The sequence below is a fragment of the Paraflavitalea sp. genome (assembly GCF_059502485.1).
Genome location: NZ_JCACET010000011.1, coordinates 982,652 through 1,007,056, shown reverse-complemented (window position 1 = coordinate 1,007,056; position 24,405 = coordinate 982,652). Strand labels below are relative to the sequence as shown.

General features: G+C 47.0%; 21 protein-coding genes. 11 read left to right on the top strand and 10 right to left on the bottom strand.

Annotated elements, in window-relative coordinates:
* The first annotated feature begins 100 nt into the window (after positions 1-100).
* Genes AC5JBY_RS31845 through AC5JBY_RS31835 form a run of 3 tightly spaced genes read left to right on the top strand, consistent with a single transcriptional unit; the run spans position 101 to position 3,037 of the window.
* Positions 101-1,375 (top strand): DUF3472 domain-containing protein, encoded by a 1,275-nt coding sequence (locus tag AC5JBY_RS31845; RefSeq protein ID WP_495908751.1) that lies wholly within the window; start codon positions 101-103, stop codon positions 1,373-1,375.
* Positions 1,372-2,004 carry a carbohydrate-binding family 9-like protein gene (locus AC5JBY_RS31840; RefSeq protein WP_495908750.1) on the top strand — a complete coding sequence of 211 codons (633 nt, stop codon included), beginning with the start codon at positions 1,372-1,374 and terminating at the stop codon, positions 2,002-2,004. Before AC5JBY_RS31845 ends, AC5JBY_RS31840 begins: the two co-directional genes overlap by 4 nt.
* Positions 2,005-2,017: 13 nt before the next feature.
* Positions 2,018-3,037, top strand: a complete 1,020-nt coding sequence (locus AC5JBY_RS31835; protein ID WP_495908749.1) for a LacI family DNA-binding transcriptional regulator — start codon at positions 2,018-2,020, stop codon at positions 3,035-3,037.
* Here the strand turns inward: AC5JBY_RS31835 and AC5JBY_RS31830 are convergent.
* Positions 3,034-3,882, bottom strand: coding sequence for an NAD(P)-dependent oxidoreductase (locus tag AC5JBY_RS31830; protein ID WP_495908748.1), 849 nt, complete (start codon positions 3,880-3,882; stop codon positions 3,034-3,036). The genes AC5JBY_RS31835 and AC5JBY_RS31830 overlap by 4 nt on opposite strands.
* Before the next feature lie 57 nt (positions 3,883-3,939).
* On the opposite strand from AC5JBY_RS31830, the gene AC5JBY_RS31825 reads away from it, so the two are divergent.
* From AC5JBY_RS31825 to AC5JBY_RS31805, 5 genes are all read left to right on the top strand, one after another.
* A complete protein-coding gene (locus tag AC5JBY_RS31825; protein WP_495908747.1) occupies positions 3,940-4,401 on the top strand; it encodes a VOC family protein in 462 nt (153 codons plus the stop codon).
* A 64-nt stretch (positions 4,402-4,465) separates the two neighbouring features.
* Positions 4,466-5,533, top strand: a complete 1,068-nt coding sequence (locus AC5JBY_RS31820; RefSeq protein ID WP_495908746.1) for a M43 family zinc metalloprotease — start codon at positions 4,466-4,468, stop codon at positions 5,531-5,533.
* Positions 5,534-5,627: 94 nt separating this feature from the next.
* Positions 5,628-6,197, top strand: a complete 570-nt coding sequence (locus tag AC5JBY_RS31815; RefSeq protein WP_495908745.1) for a biliverdin-producing heme oxygenase — start codon at positions 5,628-5,630, stop codon at positions 6,195-6,197.
* A gap of 6 nt (positions 6,198-6,203) precedes the next feature.
* Positions 6,204-7,730, top strand: coding sequence for a GAF domain-containing protein (locus tag AC5JBY_RS31810; protein WP_495908744.1), 1,527 nt, complete (start codon positions 6,204-6,206; stop codon positions 7,728-7,730).
* A 5-nt stretch (positions 7,731-7,735) separates the two neighbouring features.
* Positions 7,736-12,298 carry a chemotaxis protein CheB gene (locus AC5JBY_RS31805; protein ID WP_495908743.1) on the top strand — a complete coding sequence of 1,521 codons (4,563 nt, stop codon included), beginning with the start codon at positions 7,736-7,738 and terminating at the stop codon, positions 12,296-12,298.
* Positions 12,299-12,427: 129 nt separating this feature from the next.
* Here the strand turns inward: AC5JBY_RS31805 and AC5JBY_RS31800 are convergent, their stop codons facing one another.
* From AC5JBY_RS31800 to nusB, 9 genes are all read right to left on the bottom strand, one after another.
* Positions 12,428-12,787, bottom strand: coding sequence for a cupin domain-containing protein (locus tag AC5JBY_RS31800; RefSeq protein ID WP_495908742.1), 360 nt, complete (start codon positions 12,785-12,787; stop codon positions 12,428-12,430).
* Between the two features lie 11 nt (positions 12,788-12,798).
* The gene (locus AC5JBY_RS31795; RefSeq protein ID WP_495908741.1) at positions 12,799-13,626 is read right to left on the bottom strand and encodes a maleylpyruvate isomerase family mycothiol-dependent enzyme; all 828 of its coding nucleotides are present in this window, start codon (positions 13,624-13,626) and stop codon (positions 12,799-12,801) included.
* A 118-nt stretch (positions 13,627-13,744) separates the two neighbouring features.
* Positions 13,745-15,496 (bottom strand): M14 family metallopeptidase, encoded by a 1,752-nt coding sequence (locus tag AC5JBY_RS31790; protein WP_495908740.1) that lies wholly within the window; start codon positions 15,494-15,496, stop codon positions 13,745-13,747.
* Positions 15,497-15,508: 12 nt separating this feature from the next.
* Positions 15,509-17,146, bottom strand: a complete 1,638-nt coding sequence (locus AC5JBY_RS31785) for a M14 family metallopeptidase (protein ID WP_495908739.1) — start codon at positions 17,144-17,146, stop codon at positions 15,509-15,511.
* Positions 17,147-17,451: 305 nt separating this feature from the next.
* Positions 17,452-18,789: a Gfo/Idh/MocA family oxidoreductase gene (locus tag AC5JBY_RS31780; protein ID WP_495908738.1), complete on the bottom strand. Its 1,338-nt coding sequence runs from the start codon at positions 18,787-18,789 to the stop codon at positions 17,452-17,454.
* 110 nt (positions 18,790-18,899) lie between these two features.
* Positions 18,900-19,505 (bottom strand): dephospho-CoA kinase, encoded by a 606-nt coding sequence (coaE, locus tag AC5JBY_RS31775; protein ID WP_495908737.1) that lies wholly within the window; start codon positions 19,503-19,505, stop codon positions 18,900-18,902.
* A 66-nt stretch (positions 19,506-19,571) separates the two neighbouring features.
* Positions 19,572-19,907: a preprotein translocase subunit YajC gene (yajC, locus tag AC5JBY_RS31770; RefSeq protein WP_495908736.1), complete on the bottom strand. Its 336-nt coding sequence runs from the start codon at positions 19,905-19,907 to the stop codon at positions 19,572-19,574.
* Between the two features lie 92 nt (positions 19,908-19,999).
* The gene (locus tag AC5JBY_RS31765) at positions 20,000-20,425 is read right to left on the bottom strand and encodes a DUF1573 domain-containing protein (protein WP_495908735.1); all 426 of its coding nucleotides are present in this window, start codon (positions 20,423-20,425) and stop codon (positions 20,000-20,002) included.
* A gap of 46 nt (positions 20,426-20,471) precedes the next feature.
* On the bottom strand, positions 20,472-21,407 hold the full coding sequence (gene nusB / locus AC5JBY_RS31760; protein ID WP_495908734.1) for a transcription antitermination factor NusB: 936 nt from the start codon (positions 21,405-21,407) through the stop codon (positions 20,472-20,474).
* A 356-nt stretch (positions 21,408-21,763) separates the two neighbouring features.
* Here nusB and AC5JBY_RS31755 point away from each other — a divergent pair, with 356 nt between their 5' ends.
* From AC5JBY_RS31755 to AC5JBY_RS31745, 3 genes are all read left to right on the top strand, one after another.
* A complete protein-coding gene (locus tag AC5JBY_RS31755; RefSeq protein ID WP_495908733.1) occupies positions 21,764-22,051 on the top strand; it encodes a co-chaperone GroES in 288 nt (95 codons plus the stop codon).
* A 45-nt stretch (positions 22,052-22,096) separates the two neighbouring features.
* Positions 22,097-23,737 carry a chaperonin GroEL gene (gene groL / locus AC5JBY_RS31750; RefSeq protein WP_495908732.1) on the top strand — a complete coding sequence of 547 codons (1,641 nt, stop codon included), beginning with the start codon at positions 22,097-22,099 and terminating at the stop codon, positions 23,735-23,737.
* A 174-nt stretch (positions 23,738-23,911) separates the two neighbouring features.
* Positions 23,912-24,367 (top strand): nuclear transport factor 2 family protein, encoded by a 456-nt coding sequence (locus AC5JBY_RS31745; RefSeq protein WP_495908731.1) that lies wholly within the window; start codon positions 23,912-23,914, stop codon positions 24,365-24,367.
* The last annotated feature ends 38 nt before the right edge of the window (positions 24,368-24,405 follow it).

Genomic DNA, 24,405 nt, shown 5'->3' with positions numbered 1-24,405 from the left:
ACAAAATACAGTCATTCACGCAACCGATTGATTCAACCGATTGTGCAAAATTGTGTCAGCCACAGCCAATCAGCAGGAGATATAGCTACCTTTAGCTGCAATGAGGCTATCAATTCTGCTACTAACAATCCTGGTCAATAGCTATGTCACTGCGGCAACAGACCCCGTTCAACTGCCACTCGGTGGCAATACCTGGGTTCACGGCCAAACGGGCAAACAACGCCTGCTCACTTCCAACGGAATTGAGAACTGGAGCGATAAAACGACAACCTTCACTACCTGGGTACGCATCAACACACCGGGCACGATGCAGATAAAACTAAAAGGGAAAGCCGCGCAACCTTGCACACTTGCCTTCTCGATCGGAGGAAAACAACATACCGTAAAAGTAAATAGCGCCGCTGCCCAATGGATAACAGTAGGAGAGTGGACACTCAAAGATACCGGCTATATTGTCATCCAGCTATCAGGAGTAGATAAACAAGGCGACTACTTTGCCGATATCAGCGATTACGAGCTCAATGGTACAGCTATCAATGAAGCCACAGCCTTTGTAAAGAACAATGAAGGCAATTTCTTCTATTGGGGACGTCGCGGTCCGTCCGTTCATTTGAATTATCCTTTCGTAGACACGATACAGGCCGAATGGTTTTACAACGAGATCACGGTACCGGCAGGACAGGATGTTATTGGTTCCTATTATATGGCCAATGGATTTGCAGAAGGATACTTCGGCATTCAGGTCAATTCAGCTATTGAAAGAAGAATACTCTTCTCGGTGTGGAGCCCTTATACGACCGACGACCCCAAAAGCATTCCTGAAGACATGCGCATCACCATGCTCAAAAAAGGAGAACAGGTATATACGGGAGAGTTTGGCAACGAAGGATCGGGCGGACAGAGTTACCTCCGTTTTCCCTGGAAAGCAGGCTTGACTTATGGATTTTTACTAAGAGGTGTACCTGACAACAATAACAATACGACCTACACGGCATGGTTCCATGACCCGGAGCAAAACAAGTGGATGTTGATCGCTTCCTTCAAACGACCCAGGACCAGCAAACACCTAACCAGGCTACATTCCTTCCTCGAAAACTTCATTCCCGAACAAGGCGACAAAGAGCGCAAAGTGTTATTCAGTAACCAGTGGATACGGGATATAAAAGGCAACTGGCTTACGTTGAATAAAGCAGGCTTTACTTACGACAATACCGCAGCCAAAGGGTATCGGAAAGATTATGCTGGCGGTGTAGAAGGCAACCACTTCTTCCTGAAGAACTGTGGCTTCTTCAATCAATACACAGCCTCTAAAAGCACATTTGTAAGGCCTGTCAGCAATAAACATCCGGAAATAGACTTTGAAAAACTACCATGAAGAAACTTTCAATCCCCCGTCTCTCTATAAAAGATGTACAGGACATCACGCAGCAGGAGCAGGCTCTAAATGCCCTGACCAAACAAATCATTGCCGAAACACCCTGGCAATCGTACCCATACAAGCCAACCGTTCACTTTGCTATGGGCTATCACGACACACACATTTTCCTTAAATATTTTGTATCGGAAAAAGCTATCCGCGCAACGACTAACCAGGTAAATGGAAAAGTATGGCAGGACAGCTGTGTGGAATGCTTCATCGGCTTTGATGAAGCAGGCTATTATAACCTCGAATTCAATTGCATAGGTACCGCTTTAGTAGGATACGGACCATCTAAGGCTGAACGAAATATGTTGCCGGCGCATATCGTGCAACAAATAACAACAAAGACAACAATTGTCCGGCAGCCGGATACGACGGTGCAGTGGGAACTATTACTTTGTATTCCGGTATCAGTATTCATCCATCACCAGCCCCTCGTCTTATCCGGAAAACAATGCCGGGGCAACTTTTACAAATGTGGAGATCTCCTTCCTGAGCCACACTATGTAAGCTGGACGCAGATCGATGCACCCGAACCCAACTTCCACGTGCCAAAAGATTTTGGACACCTGCAGTTTCAATAACTAAAACGATGCAATGGACAACAAACTACCAACAGTAAAAGAGATAGCCCGACGGCTGAACGTGTCGGTTTCCACCGTATCACGGGCGTTGAGCGATCATCCGCGTATCGGGTTGGGCACAAAAATAAAAGTGCGGGCACTGGCCAAAGAGCTCAACTACGAGCCAAATGCCAAAGCCATCTTTTTTAAACAACGCAAAACTTTCATTGTAGGGGTGGTCCTTCCATACATCAGGGAAGAGTTTTTCTCGGAAGCTATCAGCGGCATCGAAGCAGCCGCTATGGAGCACGACTATACCATCCTTTTCGGACAGAGTTACGACAACCCCGATCGGGAGAAGCAGGTAGTGGATGCCATGAAAAAACAAAGAGTAGACGGCCTCATTATTTCGTTATCAAAGCAAACCAATAAATACGAACACCTCCAGGCATTAGACAAGTTCGACATACCGGTTGTCTATTTCGATCGTGTGCCTACCATGGAAGACGTGCACAAAGTATACTGCGATCTTTACCAGGGCACCACAGAAATGGTGAAATGGCTCTTCAACAGAGGCTATCGCCGCGTGGCATTTATCAATGGACCAGATAAACTACCGGCCAGTAAAGAAAGATTGAAAGGCTATCTCGAAGGTGTTTCCCGGCAGAAACTGAAAATAGACATGCAGATGGTAGAAAATACTGACCTATCTAAGGAGAGTACCCACCTGGCCATGAAGAAACTATTGTCGTTGAAAAACCGGCCGCATGCCATCATCACCTTCAACGACTACGTGCACATGGATGCCGTGCAATATGCAGAACAGCAGCAGGTACGCATCAACAAAGACATAGCCTTTGTGAGTTACGCCAACTTGCCCATTACCAATTATACTGCCTATCCGCCATTGGCTTCTATAGAACAATATCCCTATGGTCAGGGCAAAAAAGCAATGGAACTGCTGATGCAAATAATGAACAACAAAGCATCTGCAGTTCCAGAACCAAATTATTACGTGGAGAAAATAACACCGACACTGGTAATGCACCATTAAAGCGAATCCTTGCCGATAACACTCCAGTCGTCATTGCCATGGCCACGCTCGATGAAGCGATCCATCGCAGCAGCAATACCAGGGATCATGGCGAGGTTCATACCGCCCTTCTCGGCAGCCTCGATAAACAATTGAGTATCCTTCCGTGCCATATTCAACTCCCACGAAGGCCTGTTGTATGTGCCGGAAGTCATGCGTTGCAAGCGGGCGGGCAGCATCGCAGCCGGGTTCCACATATCAAACAACGCAGCCACATCCTTGATCGGTATATGTAAAGCCTTGGCCAGTGCAAGCGTATCGGCAAGTCCTGCAGTGAAAGTTACCAGGAAGCAATTACCCGTGAGCTTTATTCCGGCAGCTTTACCCTCTTCGTCACCGAAATTGATAAGCTTACCAGTCATTTCCGAAAGAATAGGAGTGTGCTTGGTAATAACCGTCTGGTCACCCGACACCAACATGCTGCCGGTGCTTTCCAGTGCGTTGATAGGCCCCATAAATACAGGCGCATGCAAATAAGTAAAGCCACGCGCTTTCCAGACTTTTGTCCTTTCTATAGCGCCATCGACAGAAGTAGTGGTATGATCGATTATAATCGCGCCCGGTTGAAAGCCTGCACTGGCAATCTCCAGTACTTCGTTCACCGAAGCATCGTCTTTAAGTGTTACATGAATGATCTCAGCCCCTTTTACTGCGTCCACTACATTGGCAAAAGCTTTAGCACCGGCTGTTTCCAGCGCGGTAGCCTTGGCGGCAGTCCTGTTCCATACATTTACCGGTACGCCCTTCTTGAGTAAAGCCTGTACAAAATTGGCTCCTAAAAGCCCCATGCCTAAAAATGCTCTCATGATCTTTTGTTTTGCTAAAGGTATTTAAAAAATCAGCTGAATAGGTAACTTAGTCACATGGATAAGCCAACACATCAGCTACCGGTCAACCGCACCATGCCTTCCTGTTCCATCATCCCTGTATTGGGCTATCCCAGTGTACCGGAAGCCATCGAATGGTTGCACAGAACTTTCGGTTTCACTGAACGCTGGCGGGTGGGCACTCACAGGGCGCAAATGGCATTCGGCGATGGTGCCGTTGCGCTAACGCAGCAACGCCCGGTTGATGCGGGGCAAAGCAACACCGCGGCAACTGTAAATACACCGGCACACTCCATCATGGTACGCATAGCTGATGTAGAAACCCATTATGAGCACGCAAAACAACAGGGTGCAAACATCCTGCAGGCGCCAACTGATTATCCCTATGGAGAAAAGCAATACACCATCGAAGATATTGGCGGTCACATCTGGACATTCTCTCAGTCTATAGCCGACCTGGCGCCGGAAGAGTGGGGAGGTACAACCGGTCAATTATAATTTCTTATCTAACGTAAACAAACAAGCAGCGAATTTCATCAAAAGCTGGTCATAACTGCTTATTTTGCAGAAGAGCCTGGAGCGTTTGACACAAGAGAAATACCCTGCATTCCCAACAACCCTGATCATGACCCAAACCTGCTGTCCTCGCCTATGTATAATTCCCCTGGTAATATCAGTCACGCTGATAATAGGAGGATGCGTAAAGCCCGGCCATAGTCCCGAACCTCCTGTCCCAACGACCATTCCCGAAGAAGAGGTTGTTCGGATACCCGTGGTAGTACATGTACTCTATACTAAAGAAGAATTTAATATATCGGCAGAAAAGATCAATACACAGCTGGCCGTGCTCAATGCCGACTTCCGGAAGGCCAATGCAGACCAGGTGAAAATACCAGGAGAGTTCGTTTCCCTCGCAGCAGATGCGGGGATCGAATTCATATTGGCAGATAAAGACCCTGCTGGCCACACCACCAATGGCATCATCAGGGTGGCCACACCGGTAGATGGGTGGAACGGCAACAATCCTTCAGGTAATATACCGGTAGAAGATTTAAAACTGTTCCATACCGAAGATGGTGGCAGTGATGCATGGCCGGCAGATCGCTACCTCAATATATGGGTAGCCGAAATGTCTGACCCCGCTGGAGCACTGGGCCTGGCCGGCTATTCAAGTTACCCCGGCGCCGACGCACAAATAGATGGCGTGATCATCGATCCCCGTGCATTCGGAACGGTAGGGCCATTAACCCCAGGGCACACACTGGGACGTACAGCCACCCATGAAATAGGACATTGGCTCAACCTGGTGCACATCTTTGGAGAGTTCGATGGCTGCGGTGCCACCGACTTTGTAGACGATACCCCCAGCGCCAGTACGCGCTATTTTGGAAGCCCGACATATCCCCAGATATCCTGCGGCCATAGCAACATGTTCATGAACTTCATGGATTATGTAGATGACGAAGCCATGTACCTCTTCACCAAAGGACAGCGGGAGCGCATGCGCAAAGTGTTTGCCGTTGGTGGGCAGCGCCACGAACTGTACAAATGCATACATGACAAAAACAGTAAAAACCAGGGAAGGCCTCCAGGAGACTACCAGGTGGCGGGAGCCAATACAGGAGGATGATCGCGACCCCGGACTGCCATTCTCAAAAATGGCATTGTTTATGAAATATTACCCGCCGGAAATCTATTTCATAAAACAATAACCCCCTCGTCCAATGGTTACCGACCGGTTAAAGGAAGAGACTTTACCGCTACACCAGCAACTCGAAAAATGGATGGTGCAGGAGATCAAATCCATGCAGTCCATCGATCAATACACCAATCTTCTCCAATCCTTTTACGGGTTTTACCAACCACTCGAAAGCAACATGCTGCCCCTGGTCGAAAAGGTGGTACCCGATCTGAGCGAGCGACGTAAATCCAACCTTTTGCAGCAGGATATCGACGCCCTGCAGCCGGACAAAACCAGCATTCCGCTTTGTACTCAACTTCCCACCATAACCAATACAGCTGCGGCTTTGGGCGCGATGTATGTATTTGAAGGATCTACCCTGGGCGGTTCTATAATTGCAAAAATGGTGAAAGGAAAAATTGCCGGATTACCCGATAATACCCTGCAGTTTTTCCAGGGATATGGTACAGAAACGATGGAAAAATGGGAGCGTTTTAAGCAGTATACGAACGGGTTTATTACCAGCGACGAACAGCGTACGGCCCTCATAAATGGGGCTAACGACACCTTCCAATCCTTCCATCATTGGTTAAAAAACAATCAAAACAGGTAAGAAAGAATGAGTAAAAAAAACTATGACTCCACCTTTTGCGGGAGCCTGCCCTTACATAAGATCAATCTTATTCAGCCCCACGCTGTGTTGCTGGTGGTCAATTATAACGACTTTTCCATTCAACAGGCTAGTGAAAACGTAGAAAAAATTCTACAAAAAAGTGCCCCTGAACTGGTTGAAACCTTCTTGACAGAATATGTGACGCCTGCCCAACTCACCGATGTGAAAAAAAAATTTGAAGGTACCCAGCCCCAAAAATTGCCTTATACGCTCACCTTTCACCAGGGCAACATACAACAGGACTATCTGGCCATGATCCATCGAAAAGAAGATTGTCTGCTCATTGAGCTGGACTTGGAATCAGAGCAGCTCCAGGAAACATCTTTCACCACCATCTACCTCGATGTGAAACATGCCATGGTAGCTATGGAGCAGGCCGGAGATATACAAGAGATTTGTCAGATTGCTGCTGCAGAAATAAAACGCGTGTCTGACTTTGATAAAGTCCTGGTCTATCGGTTCGATGAAAATTGGAATGGTACAGTCCTCGCAGAAGTAATGGAAGAAGGAATGGATAGCTATCTCGGACTTACATTTCCTGCCTCAGATATTCCGCAGCAGGTACGCAACCTGTACCTGCGCAATCCTTACCGGCTCATTCCAAACCGCGATGCACAACCAGTGGGATTATACCCGGTGATCAATCCGGTAACACAAAACTTTACCGACCTGTCCGACTGCGATAAACGTGCAGTTGCTGCCGTTCACCTGGAATACATGAAGAACATGAAGATCATGGCCTCCATGTCCATCCGTATCATTAAAGACGATAAACTGTGGGGACTGATGTCCTGTCATCACCGTACACCAAGATACCTGTCATTCGAAACCTGTGCGGTACTGGAATTTTTATCCAACATAATATCAGGAAAAGTATCTTCACTGCTCAACAAAGAAAGATTCAATGCTTTGGCATCCTTGCAGGAAGTATATGCAAAACTGGTGGAACAAGTATATAAAAGTGATGATCTGCTCGAAGGACTTACCCAGCACCCGGTTACAGTCCTTGATATGCTGGGAGCAAAAGGAGCAGTCATACTCTCAGAAAAAAGAGTGGATACAATTGGTGTCACGCCCGCTAAGAACGAGATCAGGGAATTGGCATTATGGCTCTTTAGTAACAATATCACTAAATTATACCACCAGGACAGCCTGCCATTGGTCTATGATGAAGCTGCAAACTTTGCCAATGTCGGCAGCGGTATATTATGTCTGCCCATCAATCCCGAGAAGCGCGAATACATCATCGCCTTCAGGCCCGAAGTAATACAATCCATCAATTGGGGTGGAGATCCTTCCGGGGCAATTACTTTTGAAGCAGATAACATTCATTATCACCCCCGTAACTCATTTGCCGTTTGGCAGCAGACAGTTAAACACACCTCGCTGGCATGGAAGTCGTATGAGTTAGAGATGGCAGAAACGTTCAGGAATTTCGTGTTGGAATACATGGTTAAGAAGCACGCATTTTAACAAAAATGAAACGACAAAACGGTATACATAAAAGTAGCAATAGCAATGGAGCGGTAAAAGAACCCCTGAATGAATCAGGGTATGTGATTGCCATAGGCGCGTCGGCAGGAGGATTGGAAGCCATCCATGAATTCTTCGATAATATGCCAGATGCCGGGAACTTTTCCTTTGTGATCATACAACATTTGTCGCCCGATTACAAAAGCCTGCTCGTAGAATTGGTATCCAAACATACCCGTATGAATGTATTGGAAGCCGAGCACAATGTGGTATTGAAAAAAAGATGTGTATACGTTATACCCAATAATAAAGTAATGACCATCAAGCACGGAAAAGTGCAGCTGGTCCAAAAATCACATGATAAAACACCCAATACAGCCATCGACGCATTTCTACATTCCCTGGCGCGCGATAAAGGCAGGCAGGCAATAGCCATTATCCTGTCGGGTACAGGGTCTGACGGAACAAGAGGAGTCGATGCCATCAAGAAAGCCGGAGGTATGGTACTGGTGCAGACGCCGGAAACAGCCCGCTTCGATGGCATGCCCAATAGCGCCATCAACGGCGGGAGTGCCGACTTTGTATTATCACCTGCGCAAATGCCGGCAGAGATCATCAACTATGCCAACGTAGATATATTACGTGATAACGGCCATAAGGTGCCGCAAACACAAGCAGAACAATTGCAGGAGATCATCCACCTGGTTAAACTCAATACAGGCAACGACTTCCAGGCATACAAGCCGGCAACTATTATGCGGCGTGTAGAAAAACGGATGTCGCGCCTGCAGCTCAACACCATCGAAGAGTACTTAGCCTACCTCACACAAAACCCTGAGGAGTCCAACGCATTATACAAGAACTTCCTGATAGGCGTCACCCGCTTCTTTCGTGATAAAGACGCCTACAATGCCATCAGCACTAAAGTGTTGCCGGAAGTAGTGAAGACAAAACAACCCGGAGAGCTAATCAAAATATGGGTGAATGCCTGCAGCACGGGAGAAGAAGCCTATTCACTGGCCATGCTGGTTGATCGATACATTAAAGACCACAACCTGCAGTTGGATATAAAAATATTCGCTACCGATCTCGATGAAGCAGCCATAGAATATGCAGGAAAGGGAGCATATCCTTTGTCCATAGAAAAAGACATTGACAAAGACCTGTTGGAAGAATACTTCAGGAAAGAAGGCAAAAAATACATTATCATTCCGCGCATTCGGAAAAGCGTTGTATTTGCCAGGCACAATGTCCTGAAAGATCCCCCTTTCATACACAACGACCTGGTAAGCTGCCGCAACATGCTGATATACATGGACGGCACCCTGCAGCAAAAAGTATTGGAGATACTCGACTTTTCCCTGCGCGTAAATGGATTTCTGTTCCTGGGCACGAGTGAGCATTTGTCCACCCTGAAAGAGAACTATGTTGAAGCAGAAGGGAAATGGAAGGTATTCAGAAAGCTGGGATTGAGAAAACAACCGTACGCCAGTTCATCATACAACCCGGTACGTTCGTCTCGCAGTGCAACTCCGCTAACCAAAGTAGAGATGCCATTGCTGCCCGCGTTCAGTAAAAAGCAGGACAACCTGACGTTGGCAGAAGCATTCAAAGACCTGATGGCCGATGAAAACAAATACGCAGCACTATACATCGATCGCAAATACGAAGTAAAAGACGCAGTAGGGGACTTTACCCGCTACCTGTCCTTACCGGAACGCAGGTTGAATTTCAACATGCTAAAGATGCTCCTGCCCGAGCTGGCAGTGGCTATGAATACTGCCGTGCGCAAGGCCTGGAAAGACAACAAGAAAATAAGAACAAGAGCCATTCGTGCCCGTAGAGATGATCAGCCGGTATTGATCAATGCCATCATTGTCCCATACCCACCAGAGAAAAGCCCTTATACACTGGTAGTACTATGGGAAACGACCGACACGGTAACCGACGACACAGAAGTGTCACGTCAGCAATTCACACCCGATAGCCAGACGTTGATACTGGAGTTGCAGGAAGAACTACAGGAAAGCCGGATGAACCTCCAGATAGCAGTTGAAGGGCTGGAAACTGCCAACGAAGAACTGCAGAGTTCGAATGAAGAGCTATTGAGCGCCAACGAAGAACTCCAAAGCTCCAACGAAGAATTACAGTCATTGAACGAGGAGTTGCACACCCTCAATACCGAACACCAGCTGAAGATCAAAGAGCTGATCGAGCTGAACGATGACCTCAACAACTACTTTAGCAGTACAGATATTGGGCAGGTCTTTGTAGATGCAGATATGCGCATCCGAAAGTTCAACCCGGCCGCCGTAAAAATGATCAACCTGATTGAGACAGATATCGGCCGCCCGATCGATCACATCTCCAACAATATCGAGCACAGCACATTGGTGGTAGACATCAAGTCCGTCCTCAAAACAAAGAAATTTATAGAGAAAGAAGTGCGGCTTAATAACCGTACCAGTGCCGTGATGCGTGTTTTCCCATACATCCGTTCAGATAAAAAGATCGATGGAGCAGTAATCTCCTTTATCGATATATCCATGATCAAGAGCCTGGACAATATTATATCAGGTATATTCAACTCCACCCTCAATGCCATTATAGCATTCAGGTCTCAGCGAAGCGCATCCAACGAAATTGCCGACTTCCACCTGTTGACATCCAATAAGGCGGCCGATGCTTTATTGGCATATAATAGTCCCGGCGTCAATGGCCATTCATTGAAATACGACTTTCCACACCTCTGCCACAATGGTCTGTTCCATAAACTGGTGAAGGTAGTAGAAGACAATAAGGTATACCACGACGAATGCAATATCACACTGGGCGATCAGGCGGTGATCTATGAAATGATAGCCGTAAAAATGATGGATGGCATCATCATAACCTATACAGATATAACAGAAAAGAAAGATGCAGAGCAACGCCTGCGCAAAAGCTACAGTGAGTTAGTGATCGCCAAGGATACCCTTAAACAATTGAACCGGGAGCTGGAAGAGAAAGTAAGAGAGCGTACACGCGAGCTCTCAGGTAGTGAAGAACGCTTCCGCCTTATTTCACAAGCCACCAATGATGCCATTTGGGATTGGAGCCTCACCGACAATACAATATGGTATAGCGATACCTTCTACCAGTTATTTGAATACAACAAAGAAGAAGTACCCTTATTGCGTAGTTTCTGGGTGCAACGCATTCACCCGGAAGATAGAACACGTGTGAACGAGCTATTCAACAAGATCATCAACAATAAAGAAAACAAGTGGTCGGTAGAATACCGTTTCCTCAAAGGAAACGGAACTTATGCACATATATTGGATCGCGGCAACCTGCTGCAGGATGAATACAGTACCCCATTCCGCATGCTGGGCAGCATGATGGATATTACGAGCCTGCGCGAGGCAGAACGAAGCGCATTGGTAAACCGTGAACAGAAAGAGTTCCTGGCCGACTCCATACCCATGATCGTGTGGACTGCCAGCTCAAAAGGAGCCATGGAATTTGCCAACCTCCAGTTTCCTGAATACACAGGCGTCAGTGAAGAAGAAATGCTCGAGAAAGGATTGGAAGTTTGTATCCATCCGGATTACATAGGAGCCTATCAGGGCGCCTGGCAAAAAGCATTACAGGACAAAACAGAATTCTCCATAGAACTCCTCATGCGCCGATTCGATGGACAATACCGTTGGCAACAACTCCAGGCAAGGCCGATGATGAACGAAAGCAACGACCTGAGCCTTTGGGTAGGCAATATTCTCGAGATCCATGAACGTAAAGTAGCTACAGATATATTGGAACAGCGGGTGAAAGAAAGAACAGAAGAATTGCAACTGGCCAATAAAGAGTTGGAGAAAAGTAACACCGAATTGTTGCAATACGCATTCGTGGCCAGCCATGACCTGAAAGAGCCCACACGTAAGATCTATATCTTCAGTAATATGATCAAAGACTCTTACCTGAAAGATAAAGAGTCTAAAGCATCCGACCTGGTAAATCGGATCATCAAATCGTCCCAACGGATGATGCGGCTGATCGAAGATTTGCTGAACTATTCAAGACTCTCACAGACAGAAGTATTTGAGACGATCGATCTTACAGTTACCGTACAGGAAATATTGTCCGACCTCGAAGTGGTGGTGGCAGATAAGCAAGCAGAAGTTAAGGTGGAAAACCTCTGCATGATTGAGGGAGTGCAAGGACAAATGCGTCAGGTATTCCAGAACCTGATCAGCAATGCACTGAAATTTACACGCAAGGAAGTTGTGCCCCAGATACGTATAAGTGCCCAGCGGATAGTATCCCGTTCATTTGATGCAGCCGAAGATGCGATGGGCACCTGGTGTCGCATCGAAGTAAGCGATAATGGAATAGGATTCAACGAACGCTTCCTGGCCAAGATATTTACCCTGTTTCAGCGCCTGCACACGCAGGAACAATACGAAGGCACGGGCATCGGCCTGGCTATCACCCGTAAGATCATCGAAAAACACGGCGGCATCATCACCGCCCGCAGTAAAGAAGGCGTAGGAACTACCTTCGTAATTGTATTACCATTGAAACAGTGATCATCCTTTCTGTCATTTCGAACGTAGCCATTCGGGACTGTAAAGAGCAGGTTGTAATGGCGCAGTGAGAAATCTGCTATCGAAGCAAAAATGTGTTGAAAACGTGTTTAGAGGGAGAGTCTGCAGAACTTACAATGTTTGCAGGTTCTTCTTCGTAAACTCATTCTCCACATTACCCGTATTAAGCGTGCCTGCCGGTTCAAACAACAACACCTCTACTTCTTCCGGTGCATTGGGACGATGCTCTACACCACGCGGCACAATAAGAAATTCGCCTTCATTAAGCACGACGTTCTTATCCCGGAACTCCATAATAAAACATCCTTTCACTACCAGGAACATTTCATCCTCATGCTCATGATGATGCCAGGTAAAAGGCCCCTGAAACTTCACCAGTTTCACATGCTGACCATTCAACTCACCCACGATCTTCGGACTCCAGTGCTCCGAAAAAGTAGCAAACTTCTCTGCAAGGTTGACTTTATTCATAAAACAAATGTTTATGCCATTACAGAAACCATATCCAACACCACATTACCTAACTGCTGATTGCCATCAATGCTAACATACTGCAACACATCTTGCCGGCGCCAGCTCTTGGAAAACAACTTCCAGGCAATGCTGCCATCGATAGTCGTATACGCGGCAGGAGAGGGGGCAGGCTTTTGAACTAGTTCCCAGCCTGCAGTCTTTTTGATCAGGTACCAATCGCCGCCACCTTCACCCGTAAGCGTAAACTGCAATACGGTGCCTTCTGCAGCCGGCGTATTGCGATAAGTAAAAGGCAATGCCCGCATAAAGGTATCGAGAAAAGGATGATATAATTCCGCGGTCATGATCCCCGGTTTATTCACTGCATCGCGGATCTGCTGTTGGTGGTGCCACTTCTCCGTGTATTCACGCGCAATGTGGAACCAGTTGGCCGATACAGCCTCACCGGCCCAACCAACAGAAAAGATGGCATTGCCAGTAGGGTCGAGTGTAGCCATATAGGCACTTGCCTTGGCACAATGCTCTTCCAGCAGGTCGGTCAACACGGCCGGGCTAAGGCGTTTACAAGCCGCAACCCAGTCGGCATTCACCCTGTTCAGATAATCGACCAGGTCTTGGTAAGATTGAATATTGCCCGGAGGGTCACCGAAATAACCATCCCGGGCAATAGACAACGTACGCAAATGCGTATCAAGAATATGAGCAGCTACATCCTTTACCGTCCACAGTTTTGCCACCGTAGGCCGGTTCCATTCCTCCGGCGTCAACGACCGCAACAGCTCGACCAGCTTCTGATCCAGCACCGGAAAAAGATGTATCGTTTCAATGACATTCATAGGTATCTCAAAAGTGCATTTCACTCGCTCGCCTCTGGCGAGTGAGCCTATTTACAAGCCTCTGACTTGTGCGTCTCAAAAGTGTATTTGCTCGTAGCTCAAAGCTCGCTGCTCGAAGCTATTTTGTCCTGCTCACCAATCCGCCCTTCTTACTATCAACAGCGATCGTATACTTCCCGCTGCCCTGCACGATCCACCGAACGGTAACAGTACTTTGACCACCAATATTGGCAACCTCGATAGTCGAAGGATTAGTTTGCTGTTCAGTGGTGATATTCAGATCGCGGTTGTCAACCACCATGCTTGCCAATACCTTCACACCTGTTAAGCTGATATAATCCGGACGCTCGATCTTGAATTTCAGATCCTGGCTGGCGTGTGTAGGGATGATACGTTCGTTGGCAATTACCGCAGTGATCTCCCGCAAGCCGTCACCCAGGTCTTTTTCAGCAATAGAGTCGATAGACAACTTCGGCGTTTGGTAACAATGGAAGATGCTGAACGACATATTGCGGTGCGCATCACTCTCCATCAGGAAGCCGGGGTGCATGCGGCCAAAGTTCTTCTTGAAGCCACCGATCTCGATCTTTCCATATTGCGGGTGATTATATTCATGCCACTCTACAAAAGCATCTTTAAATAATAAATAACGGTCAAACTGATAGGCGGGATCTACGCCAGAGTTGTCATCATCGTCATTCCCCTTGTTAAACATCAGGTAAGAAGTCCACAACTCATTAGAGAATGTATAAATACCCCGGCCACCATAAAACCAATCAAGCTCACCGCCATAAGCGGAATAAAGATCTTTATAAACGACTAAATAGCGATAACCGGGTAGCAACTCTTCACCCTTCTTGCCCAGCACATCATAAATACGCACATCATTGGCATTATAAGTACCCACATCTTCCTGACCGCCGGGACCACGAAGGATCATACCACCGGAGTTGTGATAAGATTGAGCAGCAGCGATATTCGGGTGCTTCATCACAAATTCCATCACGGCCCTGTTCTCAGGCAAAGAGAAAGGATATTTATAAGCGCCACCCTGAATATAGTTAGGCTGCCATCCCCAGCCCCAGTCACGGTTAGGGTCATATTCGAAAGTATAACCATCTTCATTCACGAGGCCGTCACCATCATTGTCAATACCTTCCTGACCCAGCAATTCATAGTCGCCCTTCTCCTCAGGACCTACCTGGACCATGCGGCGGGGATCTTTAGCATCCTGCTTCCAGCGGCCATTGGGATTTTTGCGGCGCATCATCACGATGTGGCCATCCTTGTCTAGGTCGTCATAGCCATCTTCATCTACGGCGCCATCACGGTCATTATCTACGGGAATGAGGCCCGAGCGGGGAGAACTGGCAGTATTCGCCTCATGAAAGAAGTTGTCCCGGGCATCGGGATTGATGGTAGGAACGATATAAAAAGTTTTATCAGCCAGTAACTCCTGGATGTACTTCACATCGCCAAATGATTCGGTGAGGTACCACGCAGTGTACAGCGCAAACTCACTACCCTGCACTTCATTCGAGTGAATATTACCATCGATATACATAGCAGGTTTGCGGTTTACATCACCACCCTTTTTGAAATCACTGATGGTCATACACCACAGATCGCGACCCTGAAAAGATTTGCCGATCGACTCCAGCTTGCAGAGATCAGGATGCGCAGCAGCGATCTTTTTACAGATATCGGAAATGCCTGCATGATCATTATACCTGTTCCAGCTCATAGGTACTTTAGGATTCACTGGACTGCCGGCTCCTTTAAATACCTGGTTAGGTTGTTGCGCATGCGCGGTCATGCCCGCCACTACAGCAGCACAAGAAAAAATAAAAGCGTTTATATTGAGTTTCATAAATAGTCAGATTTAGAGAGTGATGTTAGTAGTCGCAGAACCGGTAGTCGGGCTCCCGGCTTCAATAGTTACCTTGCCACTGCCTTTAATAAGCCAGGTAAGCTGTTGAGAACTGAGCCCTTCCAGTGTATTCAACAGTTGAACCTTACGACCGCTGATCACAGATTGATTACCGGTAGTATTAACCTTCACCTGAATACGTTTGATCCAGTAACTCCTTTCACCCAGTTTCGTATGAGAAGCCAGTAAACCCTTGTTGGCAACTTCGAGCGTCACACGGGTAAGACCGTTGCCCAGCTTCTCTGTTTTCACATTCAGGATATCGAGCTCAGGCTGATAAGCAGCCAGCTTTACCACAAAATCAGTATGCTTCTTTACAATATCGGCAACGAACTTGAAAGGAGGGTTGATCAATACGAAAGGATCGACACCGCCCACTTCCACGGTCTTGCCGGCAAAGTCAGGATGCTGCACTGCCTTCCATTCCGTAAAAGAATTGGTAATACCTTGCTGAGCTGCCCAGCGTAGGTAATTAGCAGTAGGATCATCAACTGATAAAGCCTTTTCCTTCTTGGCAGTATCTGGTTTAGCCTTGGGTACAAACCAGCCGGGAGTACTGAAGCTATAACGCGCATAATGATAATAACCCCATGAAAGAAAATCACCACCGGCAGGCGTTGTCTTAGGTGCATCCTTCATGTTGGTTACCTTATTATATAACTCAGATACTAGTGAATTGGCTTTAGCATCAGCTTCGAGATAGCCTGCAACAATACGTTGATTGGCCGCGCCGGCATTGTAAGCCACGGGAGTAGAAAGATTGTTGTTACTGCCAAAGCTGATCAAAGCATATACGTTAGGCAGATCAAACAATACATCGGCAATAGCCCTTGATTCTTTTTCAGATACGGGAAATTCACCAGCACCTTGAGAGAAAGAAGGATGTTTGTAAGTAAAATTCTTATTGAACCACACGCCACCTTCGCCATCTTCATTAAATTGGCCATCCTTATCATTATCGATGCCCTCGCTCAAAAGCAGGTAAGTGCCTTTTTCGCCCTTGGAAACATCAGTCTTGATCAAGACACGCGCATCATCAGGATGCAGCTTGTAATTACCGAGCGGAGAAGGTATCCGTATCCAGGAAATTTTGCCGTTTCCATCGAGGTCATCATAACCATCCTCATTCACTTTACCATCGCGGTCATCGTCAGTCTCGGTGGCGTTGCCTTGACGCTCATATTTGAGCTTGGCAAAAAACTGCTCCGTGGCGTCGGGGCTCATATTGGGAAATACGTAAAAAGTGGTCTTGCTCAGTAATGCTTTGATGCTGTCGGTACCACTGCCTTTCAGCAGGTCCTCGGCAAAACCGATGGCCAGCTCGGTGCCCAGCAGGTGGCTGCCTTCCACGCCACCCACGATGGCGATGGCAGGTTTGGAGGCGATGTTGCCACTACCAATGGAGATCATCCAGGCATCCTTATTACCGGTAGTCTTGACGATAGATTTTACGGTAGCCAGTTGTGGGTACTGCTTGGATAAAGCCTGTACGCGATTAGACAATTGTTGATAATTACTGTAGTCTTGCTGCGCCTCTGCGGCCAATAGGGGTACTAAGCCGCACAGCAGAGCAATAAGAGATTTTCTCATGCAGGAAATTTTAGGGAATAAATATAGTCCTTTACACTGTCATTTCGAATGTAGCTCACCCTTCTTTGTCATTTCGAACGGAGCCATTCGCGACTGTAAATAGCAGTCTGCAACGGCGCAGTGAGAAATCTGCTTGCGAAGCAAAAGCATTCGAAGCAAAGGCATATCAATGTATAGGGAATTGCCCGGCCCTTTAGGGCCGGGAGAAAGGCACACCAATTTTCGATGGGCTTTAGCCCAATCCACTTTAAACAAAAAAGCACAGCCCATTACAAGCTGTGCGTATCAAACAAATAATTAATAAATTAAACCCTTGCCTCCTTCGGCTTCAGCGAAGTCAGATCGGCAATAGACACCGGCTTGCCGGTATCGATACTATTGCGGGCAGCAATACCAATAAGACACGACATAGCCCCATCGCGGCTACCGGCAGATTGGTGGTAAGGATCGGCGCCCGGCGTAAACACCTGTTTCCGCAAACGCGTATCACCGCCACCATGGCCAGCTTCATTATTCGGAACACGGATGATCTCCCGCTTGCCAAAATTAGCCGTCACCTGGATCTCATCATAAGGCTCCTCTTCCCAGGGCTGACTTTCTTTGATCCATGTATCGATCCTGCCCTTGGTGCCATTGAAAGCAATGCGGTAACCCTCATAAGGCGAGTAAGCCGTGAGCGAATAACTCACCTGCACTTTGTTGGCATAGCGGATCTGCACAGCCATCTTATCGAAAATGTCGATATCCTCCTTCCACACACAGCCATCACGGTGGTAGCCATCATATTGTTCATTGTCGGCATACAACTCCATCAGGCTTTTATTCTTCGTCATATCCCAGTAGAATTTACACTCCTTCTTGTGTGGGCAGGGACGGCAGTGCGTATGGCGGAATGAATTATTCTTTCCATAATGCTCAAGTGCCCCGTAGGCGAAAACTTGTTCGGGCTCAGAGTTGATCCACCAGTTCAGCAGGTCGAAGTGGTGGGTAGCCTTATGCACCAACAGAGAACCCCCGTTCTTACGCAGGCGGTGCCAGCGGCGGAAATAGTCGGCTCCATGCGAGGTATTGAGGTACCAGTGGAAGTCCACGGAAGTGATCTTTCCGATAGTATCATTGCGTAGTAACTCGTAGATCTTTTGGCGGTGCGGAGAGTAACGATAGTTGAAAGTCACCGTTACCTTCTTGCCGGTTTTCTTTTCAGCATCGAGAATGGCCTGACATTTTGCTTCATCGATGGTCATGGGCTTTTCTGTAATGATGTCGGCGCCATATTCCATACCCTTGATAATAAACTCATGGTGCGTACCATCAACAGTCATCACCAGCAATTTGTCGGGCTTTAATTCCTTCATCATTTTATCGAAGTCGGTGAAAGTAGGGCAGGAGAGGCCCAGCGCTTTCTTCGCAGTTTCCACGCGGCCCGGGTTGATATCGCACAAACCAACAAATTCAACATGATCGGCAAATTCCTGGATCACAGGCTTGCCCCACATGCCGATACCACGTACACCCGTACCTACCATGGCAATACGTTTTTTGGCAAAAGGAGCGGTAAGGTTTTCGTTGCCCAGTACAGATTCGGCAATCAGCGATCCGGCGATAAGGCTACCGGATTGCTGCAGAAAATTTCTTCGGTGCATAGCAATCATTTATTTGAACATAAGTTAGGCAATGCACCGCAAAGCGGAAAAATTTCTTACGAAAATGGATAAATTTTGTTAATAAAAGGCTGAAAGAGATGATTTTACAATCAGGATAGTGCAGGATGGCGGGCCGTAGTAAGTAATTTATCATGCAGTGACAACACCTGCGGAATAACAGCGTTTTGTTCGTCATTCACGATCACAAAATCACAGAGCCGCATTTTGATCACCTGCTTGATCTGCTTACCCATGCGCGCGATTACTTCCTCACGGGTAATATGGTCCCGTTGCATGGTGCGATGAATACGTAGCGCGTCGGGAGCCGATACGCCAATCACATAATCAAGACTGGATTGAGAGCCACTTTCGAAGATAATAGCAGCCTCCTTGATAGCGTAAGGAGTAGTTTGCCTTTCCATCCACAACTCCCCATCGCGGATGGTAGCAGGATGAACGAGCGAATTGATTAATTCCAGTTTGGCGGGATTATTAAAAACGATGCTGCCAAGATATTTACGGTCCAGCTTTCCGTCGGGATACGTGGCGGCGCCAAAATGCTGCTTGATCTGCTCTTTTAGCAGGTCGTCCTCGTTCATAAGACGCCTTGCAGCATCATCGGCATAATACACAGGAATGCCCAAAGTTTCAAACACTTTGGCCACCGTGCTTTTGCCGGAACCAATGCCACCTGTAAGACCAATACGTAAAGCCATAAGATGACAAATATAAAAAAAGCCGGATGACATCATCCGGCTATATAATTACATTAAAGTAATCACTTATTTAGTAGCAGCAGCGTCTCTCTTATTGATGTTGTTAGTCCACTCAACAGAAATAGCGCTCTTTTCTATTTTGATATAGCTGCCGGGGCTGGTTTCCAGATCGATAGTGCCATCTTCATTTACCTTATTGATCTTACCGTGGATACCGGCAATAGTTACAATTCTTTCACCCTTTTGCAAATTCTCCTGGAATTGCTTAGCCAGCTTGGCCTTCTTAGCTTGCGGACGGATCATGAACAACCAGAAAATGAGGATCATACCACCCAGCAGAACGAGTTGCAAGGTACCGCCACCTGCACCCTGTGCCTGTAATAAAACAACTAAAGATGTCATTTTGTATATCTGTTTTAAAAATGTTTAAAAATTAACGGACAGGGGCGCAAGATACGGCAAACGGGTAACATAACTCCCGCTTTAAGCAAAGATTACTGCTTGGGCGCCTCTGTAGGTTTGGGCTTCACCTCCACAGAGAAGTTCAGCTTGTGCTCATCACTGCCTGTGTTCGCATATACAGTCAGCGTTTTGTTGTTCATACCCGGACGGCCCTGGCTGTTGAAAGAAGCTTTGATCTCACCCTCCTTGCCGGGGGCGATAGGAGCTTCGGGGCGCTCTGCCACAGTACAGCCACAGCTGGCCTTTACATCCTGGATCACCAAAGGCTTATTACCAGTGTTTTTGAATCGGAAAGAGATGTCTACAACCTGGCCCTCATTCACGGGACCTACGTTCTTCACGGAGTCGATCCATTGAATAGAAGTTACATCACCAGGCTTCGGAAGTTCGCTGGCATTACCACTGTTGCATGACCATAAAGCAACAACTGCGAGAATCGAAAAGAGTAACGTTTTCATTTGGAAAAGTTTTTATCAAAACTATTAACAGCACATTACTGCTGTGTTAAGAAGGTTTAAAAGCTACCTTATGCATCTTGTCATCCTTCACTAGGTCCTTATGAATATTATCCAGGATACCATTCACAAACTGGCCACTCTGAGGCGTACTGTATTCCTTCGCCAGATCGATATATTCATTAATAGTAACCTTGGGAGGAATAGTCTCAAAATAAAGGAACTCACATACACCCATCCGCATCAGGATCATATCCAGCACAGCAATCCGTTCAGGGTCCCAGTTCTTCAGTTTGGGCTTGATGTATTCCATCGTTACCTCTTTCTTGTTCAGCACAGTTTCCAGTAAGCCCTTGCCAAACTGCCGTTTTTCACTACTCATCAATTCCTGGAAGTTGAAGCTGGCAGGCTTGTTCAGGAAGTTTTGCACCAGCAGGCGCAGCATATCCGCATCATCATCCCAGTTGGTGAAAATTTCTTCCACATAACCCGTAAAATCCTCGTTGGGGAGCAACAACTCATTAAAGATAAACTCGAGCATGGCCTTTTCTTCCTTCTTATCCCTGCCGGCTACCGCTATATATTGTTTATACCTGTCGGTCTCAACCAGTTGGAGATACAATTTGCGCAGCAGATCGGGGTTGTCCTGCAATTCGGGCCTGGTTTCCTTCACAGCCTGTTTGTAAGAAGGATGCTCAAGTATCTTCCACAGCAACTCATTACCAGCTATCTTAATATTTACGTTCAGATCTTCGTAAGAGGGGAGGTGCTTGCTCGCACGGTTGCGGGCATCGGTCTCAGCATAACGGGCCACTTCAGTAAGCGAGTGGATCAGGTATACAAAAAGTTGGTGAGTCTGGTCAAAATGTTTCTGGAGTAACTTAAACGGGTCTGTCGGCTTTTCGGTGACTTCTTGGACTTCCTGGCTTTCCACAGAATAGAGGGCCTGCATTACCTTCACACGGATGTTTCTTCTACTGATCATGCTAAGAGCTTATTTTGAACCGGCAAAACTAACGGATTTCGGCGGAATAGCGAAGCCCGAATGCTGAAATATGAAGTCCAACCATCGACTACTGTTCCCCAAACCAGTGCCCGGCGACGCAAAAGCCCTTTTCAACCTTTCAACACATTAACCTGTCAACCAACCTGCAACTTTGACATTGAACCTGAATGAAATATGACAGCAATCCCGCCAAACCCTGCCACCCTTTCCTCCCCAGGCTGAAAAAATGACTTGTAAAACTGGTTTGGTATAGAATATGTTTACCTTTGCCGCCCCCCGACGCCTACTTATGTCGGGGATACCAAAATCACCAAAATCTAAAAAACAGATAAACTATGGCTACTAGCAAGAAGCTAAATGTTACCCCCCTTCACGACAGGGTAATTGTGAAACCCGCTAAAGCGGAAGAGAAAACTGCCGGTGGAATCATCATCCCCGATACAGCTAAAGAGAAGCCCCAGCGTGGTACTGTTGTAGCTGCAGGTCCCGGTAAAAAAGACGAGCCTGTAACAGTTAAAGTAGGCGACACTGTTTTGTACGGTAAATACTCCGGAACAGAGATCCAGATCGAAGGCGACGACCTCCTCATCATGAGAGAAAGCGATATCCTCGCAATCGTTTAATCAAAGTGGTAATCCATATTAACTAATTCTCAAATCAAACATATCATGGCAAAACAACTGTTCTTCGATATCGAAGCCCGCAATAAAATGAAAAGGGGTGTTGATGTTTTGGCGAATGCAGTAAAAGTTACATTAGGTCCTAAAGGCCGTAACGTAGTACTCGAAAAGAAATTCGGTGCACCTGCAATCACTAAAGATGGTGTTACAGTAGCAAAAGAAATCGAACTGGAAGATCCCATTGAGAACATGGGCGCCCAAATGGTAAAAGAAGTAGCTTCTAAAACTGCCGACATCGCAGGTGATGGAACTACAACCGCTACCGTACTGGCACAGGCAATCATCGCTGAAGGTTTGAAAAACGTAGCAGCAGGAGCCAACCCAATGGACCTGAAGCGCGGTATTGACAAAGCCGTTACTGCCGTTGTTGCTAACCTGGCAAGCCAGTCTCAGACTGTAGGTACCGACAAAAGAAAGATCGAGCAGGTTGCTACGATCTCTGCCAATAACGACGAAGCAATCGGCAAACTGATTGCTGAAGCATTCGGTAAAGTAGGTAAAGAAGGCGTTATCACCGTAGAAGAAGCAAAAGGTACTGAAACTACTGTAGACGTAGTAGAAGGTATGCAATTCGACCGCGGTTATATCTCTCCTTACTTCGTTACCAACAGCGAAAAGATGGAAGCAGAACTGCAAAACCCTTACATCCTGATCTACGACAAGAAGATCAGCGCTATGAAAGATATCCTCCACATCCTGGAGAAAGTTGCACAAAGCGGCCGTCCTTTAGTGATCATCGCTGAAGACCTCGAAGGCGAAGCACTCGCTACACTGGTAGTAAATAAATTACGTGGTACCCTGAAAGTAGCTGCAGTTAAAGCACCTGGTTTCGGCGACCGTCGTAAAGAAATGCTCCAGGACATCGCGGTTCTTACCAAAGGTATCGTGATCAGCGAAGAACAAGGATACACCTTGGAGAAAGCCGATCTGAGCTACCTCGGAACAGCAGCTTCTATTACCATCGACAAAGACAACACCACTGTTGTTGGCGGAAAAGGTAAGAAAGAAGACATCGTTGCCCGTGTAAACCAGATCAAATCTCAGATCGAATCAACGACTTCCGATTACGATAAAGAAAAATTACAAGAGCGCCTCGCTAAGCTGAGCGGTGGTGTTGCTGTACTCTACGTAGGTGCTGCTACCGAAGTAGAAATGAAAGAAAAGAAAGACCGTGTTGACGACGCCCTCCACGCTACACGTGCTGCTGTTGAAGAAGGTATCGTTCCCGGTGGTGGTATCGCGTACATCCGCGCTATCGCAGGCCTGGACAAACTGAAGACTGCAGCCAACGAAGACGAGCAAACAGGTATCGCGATCGTTAAACGCGCGATCGAAGAGCCCCTCCGTCAGATCGTGTTCAACAGCGGTATCGAAGGTTCTATCGTAGTTCAGAAAGTGAAAGAAGGACAAGCCGATTTCGGTTTCAACGCCCGCACTGAGAAATACGAAAACCTCTTCCGCGCAGGTGTAATCGATCCTACTAAGGTTTCCCGTATTGCACTGGAAAATGCTGCTTCAATTGCCGGTATGTTGCTCACTACTGAGTGCGTAATTGCCGACAAGCCTAAGAAAGAAGAGCCACATGCACATGGCGGTGGCGCTCCTGATATGGGCGGCATGGGTTACTAAAACCAGGGTCCGGAATTCATTTCCGGAATCATATACAAATCCCGCTGGTTCCGTTCTACGGAGCAGCGGGATTTCTCTTTTGTATAAATCAGACACCACTTTTCGCCGCTGGTGTAAAAATGAAAAGCCGCTTGCTACAGGCGGTTATATTTATATATCCTTAAAAAGATCATTATGAGAAAAGCACTACTATTAGTATTGATCACTGTTGCAATAAACACTGCACTCCAGGCCCAAACGGCCGAAGACTCCGTCAAAGCAGCCGTCAACCAACTATTCGAAGGCATGAAAACCGCCGATGCCGGCCTGGTAAAAGGCGCCTTTGCCGACAGCGCCGTATTGCAAACCATTGCCCGCAATAAAGAAGGACAAACCATTATCCGGAATGAAGCAGTAAGCGCCTTTGCCGATTTTGTGGGAAAGCAGAAAAAAGGAGCAGCCGATGAAAGGATCCAGTTCGAGACAATTAAAATAGATGGACCACTCGCCATCGTATGGACACCCTATAAATTTTATTACAACGGCCAGTTCAGCCATTGCGGCGTTAATTCATTCCAGTTGGTCCGCTTCAACGGCCAATGGAAAATACAGTACCTGATCGATACAAGAAGAAAAGAAAAATGCGAGTAAAAACAAACCCGGCAGCGAAGAACAGGGCTAACAGCTAA